This is a genomic window from Brevibacillus ginsengisoli (assembly GCF_050113715.1).
Taxonomy (GTDB): Bacteria; Bacillota; Bacilli; order Brevibacillales; family Brevibacillaceae; genus Brevibacillus_H; species Brevibacillus_H ginsengisoli.
Map to the genome: position 1 here is coordinate 94,959 of NZ_JBNJQR010000010.1, position 25,575 is coordinate 120,533.

Sequence of the window (25,575 nt, forward strand, 5' to 3'; positions counted from 1 at the left end):
TTAATTTCATATCTATTTTGAACGGAATGAAGAAGAGGCGGAAAAACGCCTCTTCTTTTGTATTGATCCAAAGAGCGATTCACCAGGATGTATTTTTTGAGAGGTCCATCATTTCTGTAACCTTTCTGTAACCCATCTCTTTTTCAACCAGGATAAACTTAAGCCATCAAGAGAACATGGAGGCTTAGAAAATGAAAAATCTACACGGAAAGAAAGTTACTTTTTTAGTTTTGGCAGGGCTCATTGGTGCAGTAGGAGTCGTGACACCCCTAGTTGTTTCAGCAAAACAGACAACCTCAGTCCCAACAGTCGCAACTCAGCAAACCCCAAAAGCATCATCAAAAGTGGTTATTGGTCAAAAATTTGTAGCTCCCCAACTTAAACTTAAGGACAACACGTATACACTTGATTACAAAATCTCCGATGTTAACGGCGATTCAGTTCAGGACAAAGTAATTTTGGTAGGTACAAAAGAAATGATTGATGGAACATTGGATGCTTATGCCAGCGATTTATCTGTCGTCGTGCAAGATGGAAAAACTCATGGGTATGTAAAATATGATTGGGTGTACAAAGGAACAGATGGAAAAATGTATGGGGAAATTGGAAGAGAACCAAACCTAATTATTGGTGATTATACAGGCGACAAAGTGGACGATATTATTGTAACGGCCCCTCAAGGAGGCAACGGTGGATACGTGGATCATCTTATCCTAGCTTGGGAAGAAAATAAACTCAAAGCCATTTTTGCGGATAACCAAGATACTGTAAAACAATAAAACATTTCGTCCTTCATTTTTCGCAGTGCTTACCAAAAACTCGATTTCCTATAGGGACATCGAGTTTCTTAATGAATCCAAACTCTTAACGATAAAAATTCGCATTCCGCTAGAGGAATAAATTATTTACACAAATCAGCTTAGAAGAAATTGATCATCATTGAAATCGAAAGGGCAGTATACAGATGCATTGCATGACAAACGAACGATTCTTACCATTCGCAATAAGCGCTGACATAGATGAGGAGGCGGAACGGTATGCCTAAGCCACTGAATGGCAGTAGCCGCTACATGGCCGGGCTTGACGGACTGAGAGCCCTCGCTGTGTTTGCCGTCATCCTCTATCACCTCAATGTCGACTGGGCACCCGGGGGTTTGCTAGGTGTCGGCGTTTTCTTCGTATTATCCGGGTACCTGATCACGGACATCCTCATAGGCCAATGGAACAGAAACGGAAGGATTGATTGGAAAGACTTCTGGTTCAGAAGGATACGGCGTCTGATGCCTGCGATGCTCGTCATGCTTGCGGTCGTCTTGACATGGATTACGCTATTTGATCGTTCTCAACTGGCATCGGTGCGTGGGGATGTGCTGTCGACGCTGTTGTATGTCAACAACTGGTGGCGTATCTTTCACGAGGTTTCGTATTTCTCGAGTTTCGGTCCGCCTTCCCCGTTCGGCCATTTGTGGTCGCTTGCGGTGGAAGAGCAGTTCTACCTGCTGTGGCCGCTTATTCTCGTCATTGGACTTCGCTTCTCGCCGCGGCGATGGCGGCTTCTCAGGTTGACTCTCGTACTCGCGCTTGTTTCGGCGCTAGAGATGGCACTGCTGTACGAACCAGGTACTGACCCGAGCCGAGTTTACTACGGTACGGATACAAGAGCGTTCGCTCTTCTTATCGGCGCCGCGCTTGCCATGATCTGGCCGAGCCGCAAGCTCTCCGTAAATGTTGCTCCCAAAGCACGCCTATTCCTTGATTTCATTGGGAGCGCTGGTCTGGTGACCATTGTGGCGATGATCTGGTTGACCGATCAGTTTGACAGCTTTCTTTATCGAGGAGGATTTCTGCTGCTTTCGGTCGCTACGGCAGTGGTTGTGGCTACACTCGCTCACCCGGTTAGCTGGCTGGGTAAAGCGTTGGGCTGGAAACCACTGAGGTGGCTAGGTGTTCGCTCATACGGAATTTATCTTTGGCATTATCCGGTTATCGTACTCACTAGTCCAGCAGTCAACACCAGCGGGACTGACATAGTGCGCAGCATATTACAGGTTGGTGCCAGTGTTGTGCTTGCCGAGTTATCGTGGAGGTTTATCGAGGAGCCAATTCGTAACGGCGGTTTGAGTAAAGTATGGAAGCAGATGCGTGCTCGAGAAAAGCAGAGAAACCGAATCGGCCGCAAAATGGCTTCGGTGTGTATGGTGTTCTTACTTGTGATACCTTTAGTCGGCCTGACGAGCTGTACCTCCAGTACGACGACGGCCTCGGTTTCTCATGACGGCACATTGCAGTCGAACCAGACATCCAGGCCTGCTGACTCAAGTATGCCGAAGCCAAACAGTTCGAAACCGAACAGTTCGAAACAGCCCGTTGGGACTCCGAAGCCGATTACGGGGCAGGGAGTGACCGTGATCGGGGACTCGATCAGCCTCGACATCGCATCTTCTCTGCATAATCTTCTTCCTGGAATTACAGTGGACGGCAAAGTCGGCCGACAGCTGTCTCAGGCGAAGGATCTAATCGATGAGCTCAAGACGAAGGGCGAGCTAGGCGACGTTGTCATTATCGAGCTCGGCACAAACGGAACGTTCTCCGAGAAGACCCTCGACACACTACTAAATTCGCTCAAAAACGCTCAGCAAATTGTGCTTGTAAACACACGGGTTCCGCGTCCGTGGGAACACGACGTCAACTTAAGCTTAGCTAGGGCGTCGAAACAGTTCTCCAACGTGACGCTTGTCGACTGGTACACCGCCAGCACCGACAAAGATTCGTATTTCTCACGGGACGGCGTCCATCTTACCGAGGAAGGGGCGAAGGTATATGCTTCTCTTGTAGCGGAAGCGATCAAGCCTCAAGCTACCTAAGTCGAAAGACTTGGTAGCTTTTTCTTTTTCATATTGGAATGTTGATTTCCTCCAATCAGGATCATGCCGAGGATAACCAGAATTCCGCCTGACCATTGCTGCCATCCGGTTTGTTCACCTAACACGATGACTGACAATAATAATGAACTAAAAGGCATCATGCCTGATAAGGCGGCCGCTGTTGAAACCTGACATCTTTTGATTCCCGCATACCAAAATATGAATGCCAGGGCTGTGACAAAGGGGCCGTACCAAACCAGTGCCAGCCAGTCCTTCCACCCAATCACAGAGAGGGCGGACAGTGGATGCTCAAAGAGTGAAGGAATCAAACAAAGGACCAAAGCCATGGCGGATACCAGTGTGGTTTGAGTAATCGGATGAAGCGGTTCTCTGTGTGAAAGGTGGGTTTTTATAGCTGCGTTGCGTGAAAAAATATTAAACAGAGATTCGCTCACAGCAGCACAGATCACCAGAATATTGCCTATAAAATGATTCGTTGAAAATGTGACAACACGTTCGGGTATGAGTATCCCTTGTAATAGGAGGATCCCCCCAATTGTACTGAGAATGCCAAGAAGTGCTGTTCGATTTATTGATTCTTTCAACAGTAACAAGGCGAGAATAAGGGTGACAGCAGGTGTCGCTCCAGTTAATATCCCAGCCTCTCCAGCGCTTGTATGGGCAAGACCGTACAATAAAAACATACGAAACAAAAAAACGCCAAATAGCGATTGAGTTAATAGAAGCATCCAGTCTTGCAAAGACAGACGGAGGACAGTCTGGACGAGTCTTCTACCGCCCAATGGGACCAAGCAAAGTAAAGCCAAGAACAAACTAACTGCTGTAATTGTAAATGTTCCCACATGGTCATCAATAAACCGAGCGGCAATGACTGAGGTACCTGCAAGTGAAAAAGCGCAAACTAAGTAGAACATTCCTTTCAAACGTTCCAAATCATCACAACCTCCGTTACAGTCGTATATAGGGAATTATTCCATAATAGTAATAATTCGGTGTATTTAAGTAAAGAACTATGTACTTACATGTCATTTGATTCCTCAGCTTGGATGATTCCGCAAAGACATAAAATATTCCAATATGCGCAATTAGACATGCTTGAATCGGATGTATAATAGGAGTGACCAAAAACACAGTGATCCATATGCGATAGGAAGGAATTCAACTGTTGGTTCCTGCCTTTGAAATGAATTTACATAATTCATATAATACAAATCGGAAAACTGTGTTATAGTTTGATAATCAGTTAATTATGCTAAAGGGAGTGAGCAGAATGCCTGTTGAAACATTCAAAGCAACCGCACATCTACAGGAGGGCTTGGTTGTTAAGGCCAATTCCAGAAATTTTGAGATAACAATTGATGAACCAAAAAGCCTGGGCGGATCAGATACTGGAATGAACCCCGTTGAACTGGTTCTCTCGGCATTAGGTGCATGCCAGTCAATCGTTGCCAGAGTATATGCCAAGAAGTTTCATGTTCGCCTCGACGATTTTTGGGTAGAAGTAGAGGGCGATCTCGATACGGATGGCTTCATGAACAAATCTGATGTTAGACGCGGGTATTCCGATATCCGATACACATTTCATATCAAAACCGATGCACCAAGAGAACAAGTCGAGTCCTTTGTGCATTTCTTGGAAAAGACTTGTCCAGTAGGAGACACGATCGCGAATACGGTCAATCTCAAATTAAACGGAATCGTGATTGAAAATTAATTACAGAAGAGCTGTAGGACGAAAAGAGGCGGAATTCCGCCTCTTTTTATTTTGGAGCAAATTTAATCTGAAAAGTATACTTTTGGATAATATCGGCTGCTGAAGCGACCGTGATACACTACAGCGTAGCATGATCAATTCAGTTTCCAAGAAGTCATTTAGCCATGGATTCATCCGCACCAAACGAAGTGGAGCCAATAAAACGAGAGGAGAGTGAATATTCTGGTTTAACTGAACGTAATTGACGCGAAAAGGGAGAAGCACGTTCATTGACGGAATGCTTCCATGAAATTGGGAGGACTGTTTATGAACCCGGATAACAAAAGAGAGGTCATTCGATTAATTCGCGAGGTGTCCCGACTGTTGAATGAAGGGGAACTGACCCCGGATCAGATCTTGCAAGTCGTCCTGCAAGCGCTTGACCAGGAGATGGGCTTTCGCAACTCCATGATTGTGCTTCGAAACGCCGTTCTGCTGCAGAAATATATGGAGTCATTGTCGAATGTATTGCCGGTGGATGAGACGATTTCAAAGGTCGAAGCAACTGGCGTAAGGTTAACAAAGCGGGAGACAGAGGTAGCGAACCTTGTTTCTGTTGGTTTAAGCAATGATGAGATCGCTGAAAAACTGTTTGTCAGCAGCAGAACGGTGACGACACATCTGGATCGAATCTATAAAAAGTTGGAGATACACTCTCGCACAGCTCTTGCGCATTACATGGCCCATCAAATGAAATAAGTAAATGGCTTAATTTTTTACACTTTATTTTGCGAGTGAATAAATATTTTGGAGGAGTAATGAAAATGGGAATTAAATTTATCAAGATCTCTGTTGTCTACTTTTTAATTGGCATTATTATGGGGATGTTTATGTCCATCACTCACAAATTTCAGTTTGCTCCGTCCCATGCGCACATTAACCTTTTGGGATGGACTTCTCTAGCTCTGGCCGGTGTCATTTACACGTTGTTCCCGCGGCTTGGATTAACCGGGCTGGGAAAATGGCACTTTTGGCTGCACAATCTGGGTCTTCCCGTGATGATGATTGGGTTGCTTGTGCTTGAAGCGGGCAATCCTGCGGTTGAACCGGTGATTGCCATCGGTGCTAGCACTTTAAGTCTTGGTGTAGTTCTGTTTGTCATCAATGTGATCGGTAATCTCAAGAGTTCTGTAGTCACCGGAGCGGATTCGAATAAGGAGCAATATAAAGCGTAATAGTACGGCACTTCCAGAGATCCTGAGGATACTTTCTTCCTCAGGATTTTTATTTTATGCTGTCCATCATTTCATCCGGAACGGGGTACCTTATCCGTAAAGGGGGATTATTTGTGAACATGCTCATTACGCTTGCCTTGCTATTCTCATGCGAGGCTTCCACTGTCCTGTCTCCAACTTCCGCCTCTGAAATCCTACAAGAAAAATCGGATCGGATTTCATTGTCATATAAACTAGCGCAAGTGTTGCCGGAACCTATTCATGTGAAGGTTCTGGAACAAAAGTTGATCAGAACAATCATCCAGAAACAACAAACGGAGTTGGGTGAGTTTTTCCTTTTTCAAAAGCCATGGGATGTTGAGAATGTCTTCGCTGGATTTAAGGGGAAACCAACATTATACGATCTGGGAGTGGTGTCTCATTCCACGAAAGAGGTGAGCCTCACACCAGTTGAATTGTTTGGCAAAAAGCTATTGGAGATAAAGGGCCTTGGCGGCGCAAAGTGGTCTTACCATAATTATTACGACGTGGAAAATGGAGTGCCTAGAATTGTTGGTGGTTTCCCGGCGCTTAAATTATTGATTGTAGGACAAGGCAAGAAGCAGTATGCAATCGTTACAAACCTACTTGGAGTAGTCCCGACCGTTTGGATTTACAAGCTGGAGAACAACCAGGTAGTGCGGGCTGATCTTGCTGAAGCACTCCATGCCCAGGCTGTACAATACGTGCCGGAACGTAATGAATTTCGCGCTGACTTTGGGCAAAACCGGGTGAAATACTACACCCTCTTAGACGATACACTTATTTCAAAATAATAATATTGATCGAGGAAGTGTGCACTGTCCACAAACACCCCATGGAAGTTTCCATGGGGTGTTTGACAGAAACCTTGGCGTTTAGAGATTTCCTTTGATCAATAGCGTAATCAGTTGACTTCTTTTTTTCACACCCAGCTTTCCAAAAATAGCGGAGAGGTGCTTTTTTACAGTCACTTCGCTAATAAACAGCTTCTCGGCAATTTCCACATTCGAACATCCCGCACAAACCAACTCAGCTACTTCCTGCTCCCTTTTGGTTAACAAGTTCCAGTGTAAAGATAATTCCTTCGAGCCAAATTGAATTCGTTTATGATCGCCAAGTTCTTCATTGAATCCTGATTGAAGCAGCAGGCGTGATAAAAATTTTCGCAGCTTGTCACCACGCGTATCAATGATGAAGAAAGGGGTAGGTGTTACCCCATCGTAATGGCAATGTGTGACGTCTGGTACGATTTCAAAGCCTAAGAATAGAAATACGTTCTCTACATATTTATTCGGCTGAGGAGAGATGACCAAAATACCACCGTTGCACATATAGGAGTTGATCAGTTTGATTCCCTCCGTCGACAATGACGGGTCTGTTTGATCCAGGTAATCCAGGGCCCGCATAAACCAGCCAGCCGGTTTATCTGGAGGAACATTGAACGTACTTCGCTCAGATGAGGATAGGTGTGCGAGATAGGGACCCAAAATGGGATCTCTCTCCAGAAACGGCAGGGTCCCTCCATGCAAGGGGACAACCACGGTCAATCCTTGTGCAGTTCCAGCTTCATCGCGGAGCAGCATCACACTTCGGGCATCGAGATCATAAAAGGCGTGAAGATCCAGATCCTGAATCAGGTAGGAGGTTTCTTCAAGGCGTAATTTCATCTGAAATTCAGAACCAGTATGCGGATCTATTATAGTGTGGGTAAAGCTTTTTCTGTTGCGCATCCTGTATTCTATGAAAGATTCCGCTTCGGCCAAATTAGAATCGGTCAAGGTGTCCCAATAATATGTGCCACTGGCCTGGTTGGTCAGTGCGCGAATGGATGAGTGCTCCACATAATGATAGAATTCTACCACTTCCCAGGAGACGCTGCTTTTCCCGGACTTTTCAAGGATGATCTCAGCATAATAACAGGCGGCTCGACCGAGTAGGTGGTGGTAGTAACGCGGTTTACGTTGTTTCAGTTGGGAACATGTGGCTTCCCGCATAAGATCATGAAACATCCAGCCCCGATCGGTTTTTTGCACAAACGAAAAACGGGTCAATTGCTCAAAAATATCTGGCTTAATTTCCTCTTCCAAGAGGTAGGAAAGCACCTCTTCGTTAAAGTGGCGGAGTACAGCGGCTGCCTCAACCCATTTTCGCTGCTCTTTTTCCGGCACTTCCTTCAACCACAGCGCTGCCAAATCACCAAACCAGTCGGACTCTATCCCGGAAGCAGCGTCCTCTTCATTTATTTGAGCCGCAACCGCCAACGAAAGGGTAAGCGGATGCCCTTTGGAGCGAAGCCAGATACGCTCCATTCGTTCCGCTTCGCTTATGTCGAAGCGTTGAAGATAGTCCAGCGTTTCCTCACGGGTCAGGTGTTTAACAGGCATGAGCAGGATTTTGGAGCGCCAGGCGGGAGAATAAAACCATGAATCCGTCAGTCGTTGGCGCCCGGCGATGAGAACAAGCACACGGGATGGAAGCCATTTTAGAAAATGCTCCCGCAGCCATGTTTCAAGCTCCATCATTTCTTCAAACGTATCAAACGCGATAATTACCTTTCTGTACGCTGATATCTCACGGATTGTGGCCACCGTGGATTCTAGAAGCTTCGAGAGGTCCGTTTCCTTTGGCGCGGTCTCCGTCAACTGCTGAAGCAATGCCTTGCATAAATCATATCCCGTATGGCTGAAATCCCTGCTCCCCAGTTGGATATAAAGAGCACCTTTCTGTATCGCCAGGAGACGAAATCCCTGCAGGAGGGTGCTCTTTCCGATGCCGCCTGTTCCGTACAGATTCCAGATATGCTTGTTGGTGGACGAATCACTTTCCAAAAAGTCAGAAAATAAGGAAAGCTCTTGTTGTCGGCCAACAATGTAGCGATTTTCCCACATGTCAAAATCATTAATTATCGTCTGCAACAGTATCAGCCCTTTATACAGGAAGAATCAAAATGGATGATAACACTTCGGGTTTTCGACGAGCTGGATCATTTTTCCTGCTGTAAGGTTTAACTCCTGAACCATTAGCGCTTAAAAGGTATCCATTTATTATCCGAAAGTATAATTTCTGACAACCCCAAATCTTGGTAAGGTAATAACAGCGAATCAAGCCATCCAGTATAAGGGAGTGTAAAAGATGAGTTCACTGGATTAGAAAAAAGTGATGAAGCCGAAATATTTTAGTTTCATCAAAAAATGCGTATAGGTGAAGCGGGAAAATACGTAATTCATCCGATACCAGTTCCTGTTGCTACGATCTATACTGATACTTGTTTTTAATTGTAAGGAAAAATTATCAAATAAAGGGAGTAATGTGAAGAATGAAAAAGATCGTGTCAGTACTTGTAGGGACTTCGCTGTTGATGTCAGGAGGTATCGTGTCAGCGCATGGAGTACAGCCGCATCCTGTTCAACCGGTGGTGGCAGATGTGGCGAAACAGTCGCAGGAGGCACCGAAAGCCAACGAGGAGCTGACTGTTTTGGTCAATGGTGTAAAAGTGGTCTCAGAGGCCAATCATATCGCTTCCGACAAGAAAGTGTACGTGTCCGTCAAAGCGTTCGCTGACCTGTTCGGCAAAACCTACACGGTTGCCCAAAATAAACATACAGTCACATTAAATGGCAAGACGATTGACGGAATCAGCATGAAGTCTGGTGAACCGACAGCATGGGTGGAGGATCTGGCCAAGGCGGTCGGGGCGCAAAAAGTAAGCTGGGATGAAACGAACAAAGAAGCGTATGTCCTCGCTCTCCCGGAAGGTACCATTCAGGTGACTGAAGTCGTTCCCGCGATGGGCGAACACTGGGGGAATCCGCAGGAGCTGCCGCTCGGTCCAATCTATGGAGTGTATAAAGGAAAGCTTGTTTTTCTAGAATACATGATTTCTCAAGCGGATTTGGCCCAAGGAAAAAGTCTGGCGAACGTGCCTGGCATGAAGGGTCTTCCGATGCCTGGCGTTGTTCAGGTGGATTGGGATTTTGAACCGAATGGACATCCGGGATTTGAAGTCCCGCATTATGATATCCATAACTACTTCATATCAGACGAAGAGCAGCAGAAGATTCAGTAAAGACGAGAAGTGGGAAAGGGAATAGGGAGTGGATGAAATGAGTGTTAGCAGCTTGGATTTGGCCTCGGTTCTCGATGAGATGGTGATCGAATGCGGGAATCAAAAGGCGGACTATGATAATACCCTCCGCTCCTTTTGCAAGCAGCTGCAGGAAATCAAAAAAAGCCTGCCTTTTGACAAATGGAAGGATGAGGTCGCCCGCACTTCTTTGACCCATCCGTTGCAGAAGTTTCTGTTAAAGGATCCTTTTACTCGTCGGGCGTTGACGAAGCCCCGTGGATATGCTGGAGACGCCATCATGATGGATATGCTCTATGCGGGGGATGGTACGATTGCCGCTCCGTTCGACGGGACGATTACAAAGGAAGGCAAGAGATTGTTCGAGTCTGTATTGAGGCTTTCGACCGCTGAAGGAGTAAGGAATCGCAAGTACATGATTGCGAACAGACTGGATGAGTTTGCTGAAACGAACAAAGATACGGGCGTTCTCGCGGTGGCTAGCGGACATTTGAGAGAGGCCCGACATTCCACTGCCCTGTATAACGGGAAGATAGGAAAATACGTCGCGTTGGATAACGATCCGCTGTCGATCGAGCAAGTACGTCAGGAAGTAGAGAAGCTTGGTGTTACGGCGGTGGAAGGCTCCGTGCTCGATCTGATTCGGGAACGCATGCAATTTTCATCCTTTGATTTCATCTATTCGGCGGGACTCTATGATTATCTGCAGGAAAAAGTGGCAAAACGTCTCACCGGGAAGTTATTCCGCATGCTTAGACCAGGCGGTGTTCTATTGATCGCCAACTTCCATCCCGACCACCTCTGCTCAGCCTACATTGAGGCTTGTTGTGACTGGTGGCTCGTCTATCGGGATGAAGCGGCCATGAAAGATTTGCTGACGGATATTCCTCAAGGCAAGATCGGTACCGTCAAACTGTACAGGGATCCGACGAAGTCAATTTTGTTTCTGGAAGTAACACGTATAGCGTAAGGGTGCTCAAGAGTGAAGCTTGTGCATCATGCGATTAATATCGAAAGGAAAGTGTTCATATGTCTCGATTAGGTAAATGGTTTCTTAGTTTAACAATGGTTTCCAGCATCTTGCCGTTGAGCGTGGTCGGAGCCGAAACAAACGGCGATCTTGACACTAGCTACAGTGCCAGCGCCAATTACAGCGTCTGCAACGATCTTCCGACTATCAAAGCGGGATTTGATTATAATATTGCGCTCAAGACCGATGGAACGGTATGGGCTTGGGGGAGAAACAAGGAAGGGCAGCTGGGAGACGGTTCGGGCGGCTCATCATCGACTGTGAGTAAAATTGATGCTCTTTCGAATATTGAGGGGATTGCAGCCGGTTATGCTCACGCGCTAGCGGTGGATGAAAACCACCATGTCTATGCGTGGGGAATCAATGATGCCGGACAGCTGGGTGATGGCTCAACCAGCCAAGGCAATACACCGAAGGAAGTCAAAGGCTTGGATGACGTCTATACCGTTGCGGCAGGAAAAAAGCATTCCCTCGCAATAGATAAAAAAGGGAATGTCTGGGCCTGGGGAGACAATAGCTACGGTCAGTTAGGAGACGGTTCAGATAAAAGCAGAACCTCTCCCGCTAAGCTCAAAAGTATATCCGAAGTAAAGGCTATCTCAGCAAGTGAAATGTTCTCTGCGGCTGTAAAAGAGGATGGCAGTGTCTGGACTTGGGGCTTCAACGGCGAGGGAACGCTCGGAACAGGCAAGGACAGCGACAGCTTGGTGCCAGTGAAGGTAAAAGGCTTGGAAAATGCAGTCGACATCGCCACCGGATGGAGACATACCATTGCGCTGAGAAGTAATGGAACTGTCTGGGCCTGGGGTCGCAATACGGAAGGACAGTTGGGCAATGGCACCAATACCTCGTCCAACGTTCCAGTACAGGTACAGGGATTGACCAACGTGGTGGCAATCGCGGCTGGGAACAGCAGCAGCTATGCTGTCAAGAATGATGGCACCGTGTGGGCGTGGGGGCAGAACCTGAATGGCAAGCTGGGTGACGGAACAGAATCCAAACAAAATACGCCGGTGAAGGTGCTAGGTCCCAATGGAAGCAGTGCGTTAGATCATATCTTCTCCATCACATCAGGGAACGATCATGCTATTGCGGTAGATGAAGATGGTGTAGCTTGGGCGTGGGGCGGCAACGGAGTAGGTCAGCTGGGTGACGGTTCGACGAGCAACGCGCCGACTCCGATTAAGGTGAACCATGATTTTGTGATAAAGCATCATTTGAAATCTCTGACCCTGTCCGCCGGAATTTTAACTCCCGCTTTTTGCGGCAAGGTCAAGCAATATGAAGCGCGTGTTCGCAATGAAGTGGATAGCTTGACATTGAAACCAAAAGCAGTTGATTCCAATGCGGCCATCATCATCAGCATCAATGACAAACCGGCCGGCAGCGTGGCAAGCACAGAGACAAGTGAACCACTGCCGCTTGTGGTAGGCGAGAACCGAATTGAGATCAAAGTGCAGATGTTGGACGGCGCGACAATCTACAAACTCAAGGTGACACGCGATAAGGAAGGCAAGCCAAGTGAAGGAAACAACCTCACCGTATCCGAAAAGAATTTGCTCCTCCAGGTGAAGAAGACAGCCAATCTGAAGGTGTATGTCACCGAAAAAAGTGGCAATCTGCTCGACGTCACCAATGATAAGAAAACCAGCTTCGAGGTAAGCGATCCACAAATCGTGACCGTCGCCAAAGGCAAGGTGAAAGCAGGTACTCAGGAAGGGGAAGCGACCATTACCGTTACGTATAAGAATGACAAACTGGTAGTGCCGGTGAAAGTGTCCAATATCGGAGTAAGCAAACTGATTATTGCCGACAAGAATATAGAAATGAAAAAAGAAGAGACAAAACAGCTCGAGCTGTCCGCCCGGATGACCAACAAGGAGACCAATCAAGTAACCGAGTTAGCCACCTGGACTAGCGACAATCCCAAAGTGGTGGCTGTAGAAGATGGCAAATTGAAGGCGTTGAAAGAAGGAAAAGCGAAGATTAAAGTGATTTACGGCGGCAAAAGCGTCACGATTATGGTCACAGTGAAGAAGTAAAGACTAGTTAAACCAAAGCACCCACTGCGAAAATCATTCAGAAGTGGGTGCTTTGATTTTGATAGAAAATAACGACTACCTATCGAATGGAGTTGAGCAAGATGACCAGTCAATCGACGACCTTCACGATCAGGCATGCTCGAATAAACGATGCGCAAGAGATTACGAACCTGATCGTATTATGTGATATCAACGATCATGGAGTTCCTGATATTACGCAAGAAGACCTCCTGAATATGTGGAATTCCATCCACATTGAGACCGATACCTGGGTAGCGTGCTCCCCGAATCATACGATCATCGGATACGCTTTCTTGGAGCGGCACATAGAGAGTCGAATGGATACCTGTGTCTTCGTGCATCCCGAGTATGAGAATAACGGAATTGGCTCTGTGCTGCTATTGAAGGTGGAAGAAAGAGCAAATGAGCTAGCCGAAGGGAGTACAACCGATCAAAAACTTATGAACCATATCCCTTTTACCAATCGTGCGGCAAGAAACCTTGTGGAAAATAGAGGATTCACATGCTGCCGGTTGTATAAACGGATGCAAATTGAACTGACAGAGCAGCCAGCAAAGCCCTCGTTCCCTGCGGGGATTACCGTACGTTCTTTTCAACCAGACCACGATGAAAAAACGATTTATGAACTCTACGATCAAACCTTCTGCGATTCCTGGGGGTATTCCAAGACGGATTATTCGCAGTGGATTCACAAGCAAAAGGGGGAGCAATACGATGCTAGCCTCTGGTTTATTGTCAGGGATGATCAGGAGCCTGCAGCCTTTATGATGTGCAGGTGTCAGGAAGATGGGTTATATATCGAATTATTAGGGGTAAAACGCGCATGGCGTAAACAAGGAATTGGACATTCCTTGCTTCTTCACGCGTTTCAAACCGCATATCAAAGAGGCCAGAATACGGTATTCCTGAACGTCGATTCCGAAAGCTTGACCAACGCCCACTCCTTATACGAGCGTGTCGGAATGCGCGCAGTCTTCCAAAGCGCACTTTATCAGAAAAAGCTTTGAGTTCCCAATAAGTTAGTAAGACGGTCGCTAAACGCATGCTTGCTTGGTCGTATGCGATCGGTGGCCGTTTTGTTAATTCAATAAACTGGAAATAAGAATAGGAATCAGGGAATGATGAGGCGAAGTAATCAATGTCAGGAGTTACGACAGGGGGGGAGTATGAGCGAGTATACTTACGCTACATTAGTTAAAAGTAAAAGCCAAGACAATATTTTAAGTTGTTTAAAAGAAATGAAAACAGAAGGATATTTTTTGGAAGCAAACGAAGACTGGTTTGCCGTTGTCATAAATAATGATGTGACAAAAGGCAATGAAGTAGCCAGGTTCTTCTCTGATAAATTAGACACTTTTTCATTCTTTTTCTGGAACTGTGAAGATCATGGTTGGGGATATTCGCTATTCTATAGAGGAGAAAAGGTAGGATCATTGCGTATTGATTATGAACAGATAAATGAATCTGATGTGAGCGAAGCTAATGTGGGTGCTTTAAAAGAGATTGTCAAAAGAGAGAAAGAGTTTAATTTATTGAAAGACTGGATGCTAAAAGTGCCTACCGATATCTTAGAAGGCATTCAATATTATAAAAATGCTTTTGCTTTTGAAAAAATAGAATGGGTTTCCTATGACTATTTTTCCTCTCTCGGTGATGATGCTTTAGAACAAATGGGGATCATGAACGCCAATGTGGAAGGAAACCCAAAGCTTCAGGTAAGTAAAATCATCTTGGATGTATTGGAATGGCCATTGGGGAAATTAGGATATACATGGCGAAAAGATAAAAAATATGGTGTATATCGAGGGGAATATGTATTTCTTAAAACGATTGATCGATTTGAGTATGGATTGGTCATTAGTACGAGCCAAAAAAATTTGGTGGAAGCAAACATTTTTTCTCCGGTTATGCGTGGAGTAGACATGTTTCGGGTAATCGAAAGAGATAATCCACCGACTTTTCACTATAAGACAGAACGAGAATTACGTTTAGTGTTAGGCCAAATCCTCCAATATTTTTTGCTAAAAGGGGACAAGTGGCTAAGTAATCATGTAGTGAAAGCTTAATGCAAATGAGATATATGATGAACTAGTTGATCCGTATCTGGAAAAGCGGCACTTTAACAGAGCATATACGAAAGAGAATGTATTTGATGGTGGGGAAATAATATACGTCAAGAATGATACCAAAATTGTTTTTCGTCACTTCAATCCGTTTACTAGTTTACAAGTAAACATTTTCGAAGGAAATCGGGAAGTTCCATTAAGTCAGTTCATTATCCATAACAGAGAGAAGCTAGGGATCGATTTAACTCAAATGAAGATGTGGTTTCGAGATCGACCTGATTTTAAGGAATTGTTAGAAACAGTACTTAAAGTGATTGGAATCTATTTTGATCAGAAAAACACTCGGGAATCATAAGCTTTCAAACAATCGATAGGGTAGCCATTTCTGTTACTGTAAAACCATAGACACCATCCGTTAACTGACCCCATTAGAGCTGGATAAACTGGTTCTAACAATAGGGGTCATTTCTTTATACATTGGTCATAGACCAAATGAAGCAGTAGGAGGAATTAAATGACAAAGGAAGTACGTGAACTCCAAATTCAGAAGATCGCCGAGTTTCCGGCCAAGCTTAGGCAAATCGTCGGGAGGTTTACGCCAGCACTATTACAATTGAACTGTCCACCCAGTCATCCCACTCTTGATGGCGATTGGACATTGGCCCAAACGATTCATCACATCGCCGATTCTCATATTAATAGTTACACCCGTATGAAATTTATACTGACAGAGAATCGCCCTACGATTAAAACGTGGGCCCAGCAATCATGGGCAGAGCTGCCAGATGCAAAAGAGTTAGATGTTGAGGATTCGGTCGCCATACTTGTTGCGTTGCACAAGCGTTGGGTAAACCTGTTGACAAACCTGCAGGATAGCGACTTCGACCGTGTCGGGAATCATCCAGTGACCGGGGAAATCACGATTGCGGACTTGCTCGAGACCTATTCCAGACATGGCGAGGATCATTTGGAGCAGATCGAACTGCTTTTGGCACAAAATCAGAATTAATGATTGTAACCATTTTGTAACCCTATCACTTTGTGGATTGTTTACGATAAAGGAGAAATGATACCACATAGTTGAGAGGGGAACCATCCATGAATAACTGGAACAAACTCGTAAAGGGAATGATCCTTACATCTGTACTTTTCATTGGACAAGGAGTAGAAGCTCAAGCGGTAAGCAATGCCTCATCCGATAAAAACATGCAAGTGCTGGAGACACAACAAGCAGACGTAACGGGAGACAAAACAGCCGATACTGTCGTTTTATATGGTAAAAAACTGGATAATTCAAGTCCATACCTTGACGAGCTCGTAGTGAAGGTAACTGATGGGAAGAGCAAAAAGGTAATGACCATCAATTTGAACGATGGCGGTTACAGTCCCAAAATGTCGCTGCAAGATTTCACCGGTGACAAAGCGGCCGAGATTATGGTATCAGCGGATACAGGAGGAAGTGGCGGCTATACAACCACCCACATTTATTCCGTGAAGAACGGGGTAACCCAAGACCTTGGCTGTCCGGGATTGGGAGAAAATAAGGCAGGAGTTCTAGGAAACGGTTTTGTTGCGTTGAAGCCAATCACTTTAAGCCAAAGCAAACTGAATGTGTTGCAGGGTACAGAGCGTCTGATCGGTTCTACGAATGCGGATACACGAGGCTATCTTAACTCCCGATGGCAATGGAACCATACTAAATGGGAATTGATCAATGCAGATTTTCAAGCAGCTTCTCAACCATTGACTGTCTATGAAGACAAGTTCACCAGCAGTGATTCCGACTTCGCTTTCATGGCGCCTAAATCATGGAATGGAAACGTTCTAGTTCAAGAGCTGACTGGATCCAAGGCTGACGAAGCCATGCCAAAAGCCAAAAGTGTCACCAGCTTTTTGTTTAACACCGATAACATGCAGGATCGTATGCCGATAATCGAGATCTATGCGTTTGATAAAGCAGATTGGAATAAAATGAATCACCCGGAACAAGAGCCGCCTGTCGGCATTGAGATCGCGGAAAACGCGGCAACTCATACCGTTTACGTAGCAGCCTTGCTGCAAAGCAATCCGTACGATACGGCAACTCTACAAGGGAAACAGTATGATTCTCTCTATAAGTCACTTGGTGATGTCAAGAAAGCATTTGTTTTACTGAAACGCTAAACCATTCAATTTCAATTTCCAGTGATCCTCTATTGAACCCCCTTTTCCTCCCAGGTAACATGTAATACCTGAGAGGAGGGGGTTTTACCATGAAAAAATGGAGTATTGTGGCTTGCCTCTTGATGTTGTTTGCCGGTATGGCATTGCAACCTATCCAAACAGCCGAGGCATCGCCACTTCTCACTTGGGGAAGCAATAGCGGAGATGTATGGGATCTGCAATATAGACTTCAATTGCTCGGTTTTTATGACAGTCCATTAGATGGGCAATACGGATATCAAACACAACAGGCTGTAAGAGACTTCCAGAGCGAATATGGACTTGCAGTCGATGGCATCGCAGGTTCTAAGACCTGGACCAGCTTAAAACAACATTCCGTTAATGCCGCTGAATTGGACATGCTGGCCCATCTTATCTACGGAGAGGCGCGTGGCGAATCTTATACAGGACAGGTTGCCGTTGGAGCGGTTGTGCTGAATCGTGTGCATTCGGGAATGTTTCCTTCGACGGTAGCAGGCACCATCTTTCAGTCAGGTGCGTTTACCGCTGTAGATGACGGCCAATACTGGTTAACTCCTAATGAAACAGCTTATAAGGCTGCTTGGGATGCCGCACGCGGGTGGGACCCTAGTGGCGGTGCGTTGTATTATTTTAATCCTGACACGGCAACCTCCGCATGGATATGGAGTCGTCCACAAATTAAAAGAATCGGTCAACATATTTTTATGGATTAAATGTGGAAAACGATTGACTTTGGAAAACGCGTAACCGTTTTAACGTGTAACGGCCCTGTGATGGATGAGTCATACGGTTTTTCGTGGTAAACGCAGCTTTATATCCGACAGATGCAAGTGCGGAAATGGCGCTCTCTGTATAACCACCGTAGGGATAGGCAAAAATGGTAATGCTTTTATGCAAGTGTTCTTCAAGGACTTGTTTGGAAGAGGCTAGCTCATGAACAAGTTGTTTGCTTGTTAGCTTTCGAATATCGGGGTGAGTAACGGTATGAGACTCGATGTCAATCAGACCGCTATTCTCCATTTCCATTAGTTGATCCCAGTTAGCGTAATTGGATTTTCCTACAGCTCCGGTGATGATGAATAAGGTGGCCTTCGCCTGATATTTCTTTAAGATTGGAAAGGCATGTGTGTAGTTATCCTTATATCCATCGTCAAATGTAAGAACAATTGGCCGAGTCGGCAGCTCTGATCCATTTTCCCAAGCCGAAATTAACTCACTTGCGGTAATCGGTGTATATCCATGTTTGAGTAAATTACTAAGCTGCCTTTCAAACTGTTCGGGAGCTATACACAGCGAGTTATTCTGGCGTGAAATAGAGTGGTACATCAACACGGGAACAGAACCCTCAGGATGGGCAGCATTCGTTGTTTCTGTGGAGACGCTTGCTATTGCTTGAGCCACGAAAGAACTAGCCATGAATTGAATCGTATACAATAAACCTGCGAGAAGCAGGTATCTTCTAAAGTTTCGAATCAACTTCATCCACGTCTCCTTTCATACCGCTTTGTCCGACAAGAGGAGAACATTCTGTATGCTCATTTATTTTTGGTTCCGTTTCAGTAAATCGCTGACTGTAACAAATTGATATCCTTTCTGATGCAATTCGGGAAGGATTTTTTTTATTGCCTCTACGGTTTGACGTCCTCCATTATCGTGAAACAAGACAATATCTCCATTTCGAGCGTTGGTAAGCACCTTGTTGACTATTTTTTTTACACCAGGATTACTCCAGTCTCGCGTATCCTGATGCCAAGACCACATGATCACCAAGTTGTCCATTTTCTTGGCAACATGAACAAGCGATTCACTGTAATATCCACCCGGTGGACGAAAAAGGCTAGGCGTATTTCCGGTAACAGTACGAATGGTCTGGTTTGCCTTAGAAATCTCTTCCTCTAATTTAATGGAAGAAATCCTTCGAAGGTCTGGATGGTTTTGGGTATGATTACCGATTTCGTGTCCATCCTTGGATAAAGCCCGTACAATATTAGGAAATTTTTTTACGCGTGATCCTACAACGAAAAAAGTGGCTTTGGCGTTATATTGCTTAAGTAAGGCTGCTAATTGTGGGGTGTAGTGCGGATCAGGTCCGTCATCAAATGTTAAAGCAATGACTTTATCTTTGGTGGGGACCTCCCAAACAATTTCTTTTCGTGATTCATAATATTTTCGGCCTTTTTTTGCTGCCAATAATGGATCGGCATTTTGTGCAATAGCTGAACCACATAGGGATGTAACCACCAAAGCAACAGTTACAAGTACAAGAGCAACGGGTTTCATCATGGATTCGCCTCCATAACAAGGGTACACAGTCCCAAGGTAAGCAATACAGAAGTATGTAAACTTGTCTTAGCTTTATAATTCGAGGCGAGATACATGCAAGGAAGAATTTGAGAGGGCCAATTGGTCAATAATATTCGGGGGCGTGATTAATCAAATTCACATTAAATAGGGTGAACCATTTGAAACGGTGTCTGTTATGGTTATTGTATTTGCTAATTCTTTTCCTACCGCTTGAACATACGGATGCCAAAGAGCGACTTGTTCTTACCGTGACAACTTCTCCTAACTCCAGTTATTATTCAGAAATGACCATTGAAGACAGGAACAATTTGGCTGGTAAAATCCTGAAAAGCGCAGCCGTTAATGCAGCTGAAGGACCTGATTTGCCTAGAGCCAAAATTGGGATTGGAAGTCGTGTATTCCTCTTAGATTCGTACCATCGACTGTATGAGCCAACACGTGGGAAGAGAATTCTTATTTCCTCCTGGATACAAAATCAGTTAGACGGTTATGTGAACAAATTAGAAAAAGCCCATTTCGGTAACCCTCTGGATTGGGACAAAGTGAGAGAACAATTCGGCAGGATGAAGTATGCGGAAGTGATCGACATGGAGACGGGTGAGAAGTTCCGTGTGCAACGAAGGGCGGGGAGTCGTCACGCGGACGTTCAGCCTTTGACAAAGCAAGATACGGCTGTTTTTAAACGAATTTATCAAGGGAAATGGAGCTGGAGAAGAAGGGCCATTCTCGTTTCCATTAACGGGGAACGCTTTGCGGCGTCTATGAATGGTATGCCGCACGGGGCCGGAGCTATTCGGGGGAACAATTTTCCAGGGCATTTCTGTATTCACTTTCAAGGTAGCTCCACCCATAAACGTACGGAGCCTGACCCAGCCCATCACCTCATGATTACCAAAGCGTCGGGGGATCTTAAGAAATTAATTCTTGAGGCAAGTTTACAAAAGCTAGTGGAAATTTACTTGCTCTCTCTTCAACAAAATGATCTTTCCACTCTTGAAATGACCACTGATGGTTTTACCCCGTCATTTTCATTAAAAGAGATTGATTTAACCAAATACGTCATTTTGAATCTGAAAGATGATAGGGCAGAGCTTCTTGCCTCAGAGGTTCATGTTACTGCCTCTTATATTGAAAATGGCACGAAGAAAAAGAAAGCGGGATGGGTATTCCATCTAAAACGTCACTCGCCTTTGGAGCGTTGGAAGATTTGCGGTTTAGAACAAGAGAAAAAAACAATGGAAAGCCCCCAGAAGGGAGCTTCCATTCAACGGTGAGTGTGCATCATCATTCGATGGTGGTGAGCTTTCATTCTATGATAGTGCTCTCTTTCTGCATACGCGTGGTGCATTCTACGATCATGAGCGTGGGCAGTTTTTAATGTTCGGAAGTGCTCAGCCATCCTCAAATGTTCATTCATTCGTTGACGATGATATTGAATCGGATCCATTAGGAGACCTCCTTTTTCCATGGTATTTCATGGTATGGAGAATAGATCCTCATTGCTTGTTCGATTGTCCATTGGAACTTAAGAATAGGCAATTTTTTTGAAAACAGCCGTTGATTGCACGTAAAGAATTCAACTTCTTTAAGTGATTTTCCACGGCTTTTCTTATTTATCTGAAGCGACGACCAAAAAACGGTGATTCACGAAAGAAAAACGGGGATTCACGGAAGAAAAATGGAGATTCGCGGAAGAAAAACGGGGATTCAAACCCTCTGGTTCTAAAACCGTCTCGAAAGCCTCTTTCTCCTCGAAAACCTCCTCCAAAACCTCTTCCTCCTCGAAAACCTCCTCCAAAACCTCCTCGAATCGGTGGATCGTCTTGCATTGCACAGGAGTCATACATCATAGAACCCATGGATGAGTCGCAGGAGCATCGGCAACGTTTACGTGACAAGTAAATCCCTCCTTTTGGATATGTTTATACATATGTGTTTGAACCATGAAGCGTATGGACGAATGGAATGGTGGTTTTCGTCTAAATATTTCAGCGTATTTTTGTATGAAGAAAAAAAGGTCATCCTCCGCCAGTTGTATCTCTTGGCAGGTGATAACCTTTTGGGGGTGATTGGAGCTTAGTTTTGCAATTGCCGCTCCACATCACGATCCATAATGAAAACTTCAATCCGTTCGCCCATTTTGGTACTGATATCGCTATGACTGGAAAGAACCTTACATCCTGTCATCTGTTCCACAATGCCTTCATATTCCTTGCTGTACATCTCTCTTAGGACTTGGCGCATTTTTTTGACCAGCTTTTTGCCGGTTTCGTTGTTGACCAGATGCTTTTCTTCAACGGTAAGGACACCCTTAAAGCGTATGATCACCATGTCGCAAACGATGTAGGCTTTCGCTTCCTGTGGCCCCCGTCCAATCAGTTCACGCTGGAATTTGATAAAGGCTTCACTTAAATCAGCTTCCAGCTTTTTTTGAGATGGTGCTTTCATAAGACAAGTTCTCCTCTCTGCACGCTTACGAGGTTAGCTGACGGATTCGGGCGTGAGAGTCGCCCTACTCAGACTTCTGAGATTCACCCCAAGGACATGTTGTTTGGCCTCCATTTGGTTCCCCCGTTCTTCTTTTTAGGAAGACTAAGCGTTCAAAAAAATATTGTGTAATGATGAATAACGTATTGTATCTTACTCTCGATCAGATGTGTTTGTAAAGAACAATTTACCAATTTTTTATAGCAAGTAGTTGTACTTGTAGTAATGGATCAATTAAAACTAAGAGGGTTGATATGTAGATATCACGAATAAGAAGGGGACTGGAGGTGTTTGGGTGTCAGCTATTGAACGGATCAGTGAGCATATCTGGATCATGCATGCGGAACATAAAACGGATCGTCCGATATTGGCAGCGATCTGTGGTACGAAACGAACACTTCTGATGGATGCAGGGAACTCTCCTGTGCATGCCACCTTATTTCGTGAAGAGCTTGCCAAACATGGCGTACGTTTACCGGATCTGCTCGTTTTGACGCATTGGCATTGGGATCATACCTTTGGCATGTCGGAGTGGGAGCTTCCCACGATTGCCCAGGAGGAGACGGCAACGGGACTGCGCAGACTGAAAGGGCTGGACGGGTCGGATGAGATATTGGAGCGGCTTGTTCAGGAGAAGATTTTAAGCGAAGAGACTGTTGGTCACATCAAGCTTGAATATGGCACTGAGCGGAACATTACCATTATGGAACCTGATATCATTTTCAAAGATTCGATTACCATTGAGCTTGGCAGAGTGACTTGCGAAGTAAAATGGGTAGGTGGCGATCATACCTCGGATGCCTGTTATGTCTATGTGCAACAAGACCAGGTGTTATTTCTGGGGGATGCGTTGGGACCCAGTGTCTATGGCGGTCCTCGCTCTTATACGGCCCCAGCGTTCCTTCGTCTTCTGGGAGAGGCGTATTCTTATGAAGCCAAGGTATTCGTGGAATCTCACGGGCGACCAATGGAACGAGAAGCTTTTATACAAGATTTGAATGAATGGGAACAACTTGCTAGACTTGTGGAAAAATACGGTGGCGATAGAGAACGAATTGCAGAGGAATTAACTGCATGGTTGAAGGTAGAGGAGCTTTCCAAAGATTTGAAGAGAGGTCTCGAATATTTCATGGCTGGTTTGGGGCGTGGAGAATAGAAAGGGTACTCACTCTCGGATTGCTCGAGTGTAAGTACCCAATTGGTTTTTCTTTACGATTACTTAAGACCGAATCGACCCAACAGGCTGGAGCATCGTGCCCTCGTTGGCATAACGAATGTGCCAGGAGAATGCTTTGGCAAGATCGTGTGGGGTTTGGCCACCCTTTTGCAGTGCTTCTTCGTAATATTCCAGCAATTGCTCACGATACATTGGATGAGCGCAGCGCTGGATAATGAGAGGTGCCCTTTCTTTTGGAGCCAAACCGCGCAAATCAGCGTAGCCTTGTTCTGTCACAATGACGTCCACATCATGCTCGGTATGGTCTACATGAGACACAAATGGAACGATGCTGGAGATTTTTCCGTCTTTGGCAATCGATTTGGTCACGAAAATTCCGAGTCGTGAATTGCGTGCGAAGTCACCTGATCCACCAATGCCGTTCATCATATGGGTCCCGGAAACATGTGTGGAGTTGACATTGCCATAGATGTCCACTTCCAAAGCTGTATTGATGGAGATCAGCCCCATACGACGAATCAGCTCAGGATGGTTGGAGATTTCTTGTGGGCGAAGAACAAGCTGATCACGGTAGCGGTCGAACTCGGAAAAGACCTGCTTCATTTTATCGACGGAAAGGGTAATGGAGCACCCGGAGGCGAATCGAACCTTGCCCGCATCAATCAAATCAAATACAGAATCCTGCAACACTTCCGAATACACCTCTAGATCATGGAAATCGGAGGTCAACAGACCATGAAACACGGCGTTGGCAACCGAACCAATACCCGATTGCAGCGGTGCCAGTGTGTGCGAAAGACGACCCTGAGCCACTTCCCGGTGCAAAAATTCAATCAAATGCTTCGCCATGATGGACGTTTCTTCATCCGGTGGAACAATGGTGGATGGAGAGTCGGCGGAATTGGTGATGACAATGCCTTTGATTTTCTTGGGATCAACAGGAATTCCGAGAGTACCAATACGCTCGTCCACTTCTTTTAACGGGATTGGGTTGCGATTTCCTTGGGCGCCCGCTTCATAAATGTCATGAATACCTTCTAGGCTGAGTGGTTGAGCGAGATTCAGCTCTACGATGACTGCTTTTGCTTTTTCGACAAAGATAGAGGAATTGCCAACAGAGGTTGTCGGGATAATCATACCGTCCTCTGTAATTGAAACCGCTTCCACGATTGCGTAATCAATAGGAGTTAGTACGTCTGCGCGAATCCACTCGGCTGTGTGCGACAAATGCTGGTCGACAAACAGCATCTCACCTTGATTGATTTTTTTGCGCATGGTGGAGTCTGCTTGAAACGGAAGGCGTTTGTTTATAATTCCAGCTTCTGCCATTACTTTGTCAATGTCGGAACCTAATGAGGCGCCAGTATACACATTGACTTTGAGCGGGTTTTCCTTCGCTCTGGCAACGAGAGCCAACGGAACGGCCTTAGCGTCACCCGCACGTGTAAAACCGCTTAATCCTAAGGTCATGTTATCTTCTATCCAAGAGGCTGCTTCTTCTGCTGTCACGATTCGGTCAAGTAAACGGGAGTCACGCAAACGATCGGATAAATGTTTTTCCACAGGAATTCTCCTCTTCACTGTTTTTTCACATTTTACCAGCGATTCGTTCTTGACTCATCGGTTTATGTATGAAAGGCCTTCATTTTGATGCAAGCCAGAAAATTCACGACATTAGCAAGGAAGATTAAAAGTTAAGGACCTTTCGGAAGTAACTGGAAAAGGACTGGCTGACTGGAATCTTGGTCTGATCCTTCATAATCAACAAAAAAGTAGAATGAGAGTCTGGTTGGATTTCGTGGATGTAGTTGATATTAACGATGTAGGAGCGATGCACGCGAATAAACTCATCGGGCGGAAGAATCAATTCCAACTCGCTGAGATTGCATTTGTGATAGCCTTCGATCCGTTGCGATTTGACTTTTGTTTTGCGGTTCTGAGCTTCGAGATACAGGACTTGCTCATTGGGAACGGGAATCCAGCGATCATCGGTCTTTACTGTCAAAAAGGCAGGCTGAGACGGCTTGTAAGGCAAAATTGCCGTAATACAAGCTTGGGGCTGACCTTCCTCGAAAATAGGGACTGACATCCCAAAATAGGAGGTTCCAAATACGCTGGAGTCGATATATTCTGACAGTCGATGCTGAACGGACAGCGCTTTGGAGGTAAGAGATCCTTCTTTGATCCTATCCCCAGGTTGAATAGACAAATCGATGGATTTGCTTGGCTTGTAGTAAATATATTGGTGTCGATCCGAGATGGCGATTGACGTATGCTTCGGGAGCAGCTCACTGATGACTCCCATGATTGAGGTAATTGTTTGAGTATCCACTGTTTTCACCTTGC

23 protein-coding genes and 1 riboswitch are annotated in these 25,575 nt (G+C 45.3%); of the genes, 16 read left to right on the forward strand and 7 right to left on the reverse strand.

Going from position 1 to position 25,575, the window contains the following annotated elements:
• The first annotated feature begins 191 nt into the window (after nucleotides 1-191).
• Complete coding sequence (locus tag ACQCN2_RS19300; protein ID WP_426930579.1) at nucleotides 192-779, forward strand: hypothetical protein; 588 nt, start codon at nucleotides 192-194, stop codon at nucleotides 777-779.
• 291 nt (nucleotides 780-1,070) lie between these two features.
• The gene (locus ACQCN2_RS19305; protein WP_426930699.1) at nucleotides 1,071-2,864 is read left to right on the forward strand and encodes an acyltransferase family protein; all 1,794 of its coding nucleotides are present in this window, start codon (nucleotides 1,071-1,073) and stop codon (nucleotides 2,862-2,864) included.
• Here ACQCN2_RS19305 and ACQCN2_RS19310 read toward each other — a convergent pair.
• Nucleotides 2,861-3,817 carry a DMT family transporter gene (locus ACQCN2_RS19310; RefSeq protein ID WP_426930580.1) on the reverse strand — a complete coding sequence of 319 codons (957 nt, stop codon included), beginning with the start codon at nucleotides 3,815-3,817 and terminating at the stop codon, nucleotides 2,861-2,863. The two genes, ACQCN2_RS19305 and ACQCN2_RS19310, sit on opposite strands and share 4 nt — an antisense overlap.
• Before the next feature lie 338 nt (nucleotides 3,818-4,155).
• Between ACQCN2_RS19310 and ACQCN2_RS19315 the strand changes: the two genes are divergently transcribed.
• The 4 genes from ACQCN2_RS19315 to ACQCN2_RS19330 all read left to right on the forward strand — a co-directional run bounded on the left by ACQCN2_RS19315 (nucleotide 4,156) and on the right by ACQCN2_RS19330 (nucleotide 6,628).
• A complete protein-coding gene (locus ACQCN2_RS19315) occupies nucleotides 4,156-4,599 on the forward strand; it encodes an OsmC family protein (RefSeq protein WP_426930581.1) in 444 nt (147 codons plus the stop codon).
• 306 nt (nucleotides 4,600-4,905) lie between these two features.
• The gene (locus ACQCN2_RS19320) at nucleotides 4,906-5,337 is read left to right on the forward strand and encodes a helix-turn-helix domain-containing protein (protein ID WP_426930582.1); all 432 of its coding nucleotides are present in this window, start codon (nucleotides 4,906-4,908) and stop codon (nucleotides 5,335-5,337) included.
• A gap of 59 nt (nucleotides 5,338-5,396) precedes the next feature.
• On the forward strand, nucleotides 5,397-5,813 hold the full coding sequence (locus ACQCN2_RS19325) for a cytochrome-c oxidase (RefSeq protein WP_426930583.1): 417 nt from the start codon (nucleotides 5,397-5,399) through the stop codon (nucleotides 5,811-5,813).
• 113 nt (nucleotides 5,814-5,926) lie between these two features.
• The gene (locus ACQCN2_RS19330; protein ID WP_426930584.1) at nucleotides 5,927-6,628 is read left to right on the forward strand and encodes a hypothetical protein; all 702 of its coding nucleotides are present in this window, start codon (nucleotides 5,927-5,929) and stop codon (nucleotides 6,626-6,628) included.
• 81 nt (nucleotides 6,629-6,709) lie between these two features.
• On the opposite strand, the gene ACQCN2_RS19335 is transcribed toward ACQCN2_RS19330, so the two are convergent.
• Nucleotides 6,710-8,749 carry a LuxR C-terminal-related transcriptional regulator gene (locus tag ACQCN2_RS19335; protein WP_426930585.1) on the reverse strand — a complete coding sequence of 680 codons (2,040 nt, stop codon included), beginning with the start codon at nucleotides 8,747-8,749 and terminating at the stop codon, nucleotides 6,710-6,712.
• 401 nt (nucleotides 8,750-9,150) lie between these two features.
• Between ACQCN2_RS19335 and ACQCN2_RS19340 the strand changes: the two genes are divergently transcribed.
• From ACQCN2_RS19340 to sleB, 8 genes are all read left to right on the forward strand, one after another.
• Entirely contained in the window at nucleotides 9,151-9,900 is a 750-nt protein-coding gene (locus tag ACQCN2_RS19340; protein WP_426930586.1) for a hypothetical protein, read from the forward strand.
• A 37-nt stretch (nucleotides 9,901-9,937) separates the two neighbouring features.
• A complete protein-coding gene (locus tag ACQCN2_RS19345; protein ID WP_426930587.1) occupies nucleotides 9,938-10,888 on the forward strand; it encodes a class I SAM-dependent methyltransferase in 951 nt (316 codons plus the stop codon).
• A gap of 59 nt (nucleotides 10,889-10,947) precedes the next feature.
• The gene (locus tag ACQCN2_RS19350; protein WP_426930588.1) at nucleotides 10,948-12,990 is read left to right on the forward strand and encodes an RCC1 domain-containing protein; all 2,043 of its coding nucleotides are present in this window, start codon (nucleotides 10,948-10,950) and stop codon (nucleotides 12,988-12,990) included.
• Between the two features lie 101 nt (nucleotides 12,991-13,091).
• Complete coding sequence (locus ACQCN2_RS19355) at nucleotides 13,092-14,018, forward strand: GNAT family N-acetyltransferase (protein ID WP_426930589.1); 927 nt, start codon at nucleotides 13,092-13,094, stop codon at nucleotides 14,016-14,018.
• A gap of 159 nt (nucleotides 14,019-14,177) precedes the next feature.
• Nucleotides 14,178-15,077, forward strand: a complete 900-nt coding sequence (locus ACQCN2_RS19360; RefSeq protein WP_426930590.1) for a hypothetical protein — start codon at nucleotides 14,178-14,180, stop codon at nucleotides 15,075-15,077.
• 514 nt (nucleotides 15,078-15,591) lie between these two features.
• A complete protein-coding gene (locus ACQCN2_RS19365) occupies nucleotides 15,592-16,086 on the forward strand; it encodes a DinB family protein (RefSeq protein ID WP_426930591.1) in 495 nt (164 codons plus the stop codon).
• Between the two features lie 89 nt (nucleotides 16,087-16,175).
• Nucleotides 16,176-17,240 carry a hypothetical protein gene (locus ACQCN2_RS19370; RefSeq protein WP_426930592.1) on the forward strand — a complete coding sequence of 355 codons (1,065 nt, stop codon included), beginning with the start codon at nucleotides 16,176-16,178 and terminating at the stop codon, nucleotides 17,238-17,240.
• Nucleotides 17,241-17,329: 89 nt separating this feature from the next.
• Nucleotides 17,330-17,974: a spore cortex-lytic enzyme gene (gene sleB / locus ACQCN2_RS19375; protein ID WP_426930593.1), complete on the forward strand. Its 645-nt coding sequence runs from the start codon at nucleotides 17,330-17,332 to the stop codon at nucleotides 17,972-17,974.
• On the opposite strand, the gene ACQCN2_RS19380 is transcribed toward sleB, so the two are convergent.
• Nucleotides 17,964-18,743, reverse strand: coding sequence for a polysaccharide deacetylase family protein (locus ACQCN2_RS19380; protein ID WP_426930594.1), 780 nt, complete (start codon nucleotides 18,741-18,743; stop codon nucleotides 17,964-17,966). The two genes, sleB and ACQCN2_RS19380, sit on opposite strands and share 11 nt — an antisense overlap.
• A gap of 57 nt (nucleotides 18,744-18,800) precedes the next feature.
• Nucleotides 18,801-19,544 carry a polysaccharide deacetylase family protein gene (locus ACQCN2_RS19385; RefSeq protein ID WP_426930595.1) on the reverse strand — a complete coding sequence of 248 codons (744 nt, stop codon included), beginning with the start codon at nucleotides 19,542-19,544 and terminating at the stop codon, nucleotides 18,801-18,803.
• A gap of 179 nt (nucleotides 19,545-19,723) precedes the next feature.
• Here ACQCN2_RS19385 and ACQCN2_RS19390 point away from each other — a divergent pair, with 179 nt between their 5' ends.
• A complete protein-coding gene (locus tag ACQCN2_RS19390) occupies nucleotides 19,724-20,839 on the forward strand; it encodes a hypothetical protein (protein ID WP_426930596.1) in 1,116 nt (371 codons plus the stop codon).
• A gap of 802 nt (nucleotides 20,840-21,641) precedes the next feature.
• Here the strand turns inward: ACQCN2_RS19390 and ACQCN2_RS19395 are convergent.
• The gene (locus tag ACQCN2_RS19395) at nucleotides 21,642-22,013 is read right to left on the reverse strand and encodes a Na-translocating system protein MpsC family protein (protein WP_426930597.1); all 372 of its coding nucleotides are present in this window, start codon (nucleotides 22,011-22,013) and stop codon (nucleotides 21,642-21,644) included.
• A gap of 8 nt (nucleotides 22,014-22,021) precedes the next feature.
• Nucleotides 22,022-22,174: riboswitch (cyclic di-AMP (ydaO/yuaA leader) on the reverse strand.
• 173 nt (nucleotides 22,175-22,347) lie between these two features.
• Between ACQCN2_RS19395 and ACQCN2_RS19400 the strand changes: the two genes are divergently transcribed.
• Nucleotides 22,348-23,208 (forward strand): MBL fold metallo-hydrolase, encoded by an 861-nt coding sequence (locus ACQCN2_RS19400; RefSeq protein WP_426930598.1) that lies wholly within the window; start codon nucleotides 22,348-22,350, stop codon nucleotides 23,206-23,208.
• A gap of 63 nt (nucleotides 23,209-23,271) precedes the next feature.
• Here the strand turns inward: ACQCN2_RS19400 and scpC are convergent, their stop codons facing one another.
• A complete protein-coding gene (gene scpC / locus ACQCN2_RS19405; RefSeq protein WP_426930599.1) occupies nucleotides 23,272-24,792 on the reverse strand; it encodes a succinyl-CoA:acetate CoA-transferase ScpC in 1,521 nt (506 codons plus the stop codon).
• A 124-nt stretch (nucleotides 24,793-24,916) separates the two neighbouring features.
• On the reverse strand, nucleotides 24,917-25,561 hold the full coding sequence (locus tag ACQCN2_RS19410) for a LytTR family DNA-binding domain-containing protein (RefSeq protein ID WP_426930600.1): 645 nt from the start codon (nucleotides 25,559-25,561) through the stop codon (nucleotides 24,917-24,919).
• Between the last annotated feature and the right edge of the window lie 14 nt (nucleotides 25,562-25,575).

Bases quoted from the DNA above. Each gene is read 5' to 3' on its own strand.
- ACQCN2_RS19370 (WP_426930592.1), top strand. From the start codon at position 16,176: ATGAATAACTGGAACAAACTCGTAAAGGGAATGATCCTTACATCTGTA.
- ACQCN2_RS19395 (WP_426930597.1), bottom strand. From the start codon at position 22,013: ATGAAAGCACCATCTCAAAAAAAGCTGGAAGCTGATTTAAGTGAAGCC.
- ACQCN2_RS19315 (WP_426930581.1), top strand. From the start codon at position 4,156: ATGCCTGTTGAAACATTCAAAGCAACCGCACATCTACAGGAGGGCTTG.
- ACQCN2_RS19325 (WP_426930583.1), top strand. From the start codon at position 5,397: ATGAAAATGGGAATTAAATTTATCAAGATCTCTGTTGTCTACTTTTTA.
- ACQCN2_RS19360 (WP_426930590.1), top strand. From the start codon at position 14,178: ATGAGCGAGTATACTTACGCTACATTAGTTAAAAGTAAAAGCCAAGAC.
- sleB (WP_426930593.1), top strand. From the start codon at position 17,330: ATGAAAAAATGGAGTATTGTGGCTTGCCTCTTGATGTTGTTTGCCGGT.
- ACQCN2_RS19380 (WP_426930594.1), bottom strand. From the start codon at position 18,743: ATGAAGTTGATTCGAAACTTTAGAAGATACCTGCTTCTCGCAGGTTTA.
- ACQCN2_RS19340 (WP_426930586.1), top strand. From the start codon at position 9,151: ATGAAAAAGATCGTGTCAGTACTTGTAGGGACTTCGCTGTTGATGTCA.
- ACQCN2_RS19385 (WP_426930595.1), bottom strand. From the start codon at position 19,544: ATGATGAAACCCGTTGCTCTTGTACTTGTAACTGTTGCTTTGGTGGTT.
- ACQCN2_RS19305 (WP_426930699.1), top strand. From the start codon at position 1,071: ATGGCCGGGCTTGACGGACTGAGAGCCCTCGCTGTGTTTGCCGTCATC.
- ACQCN2_RS19365 (WP_426930591.1), top strand. From the start codon at position 15,592: ATGACAAAGGAAGTACGTGAACTCCAAATTCAGAAGATCGCCGAGTTT.
- ACQCN2_RS19355 (WP_426930589.1), top strand. From the start codon at position 13,092: ATGACCAGTCAATCGACGACCTTCACGATCAGGCATGCTCGAATAAAC.
- ACQCN2_RS19345 (WP_426930587.1), top strand. From the start codon at position 9,938: ATGAGTGTTAGCAGCTTGGATTTGGCCTCGGTTCTCGATGAGATGGTG.
- ACQCN2_RS19300 (WP_426930579.1), top strand. From the start codon at position 192: ATGAAAAATCTACACGGAAAGAAAGTTACTTTTTTAGTTTTGGCAGGG.
- ACQCN2_RS19350 (WP_426930588.1), top strand. From the start codon at position 10,948: ATGTCTCGATTAGGTAAATGGTTTCTTAGTTTAACAATGGTTTCCAGC.
- ACQCN2_RS19320 (WP_426930582.1), top strand. From the start codon at position 4,906: ATGAACCCGGATAACAAAAGAGAGGTCATTCGATTAATTCGCGAGGTG.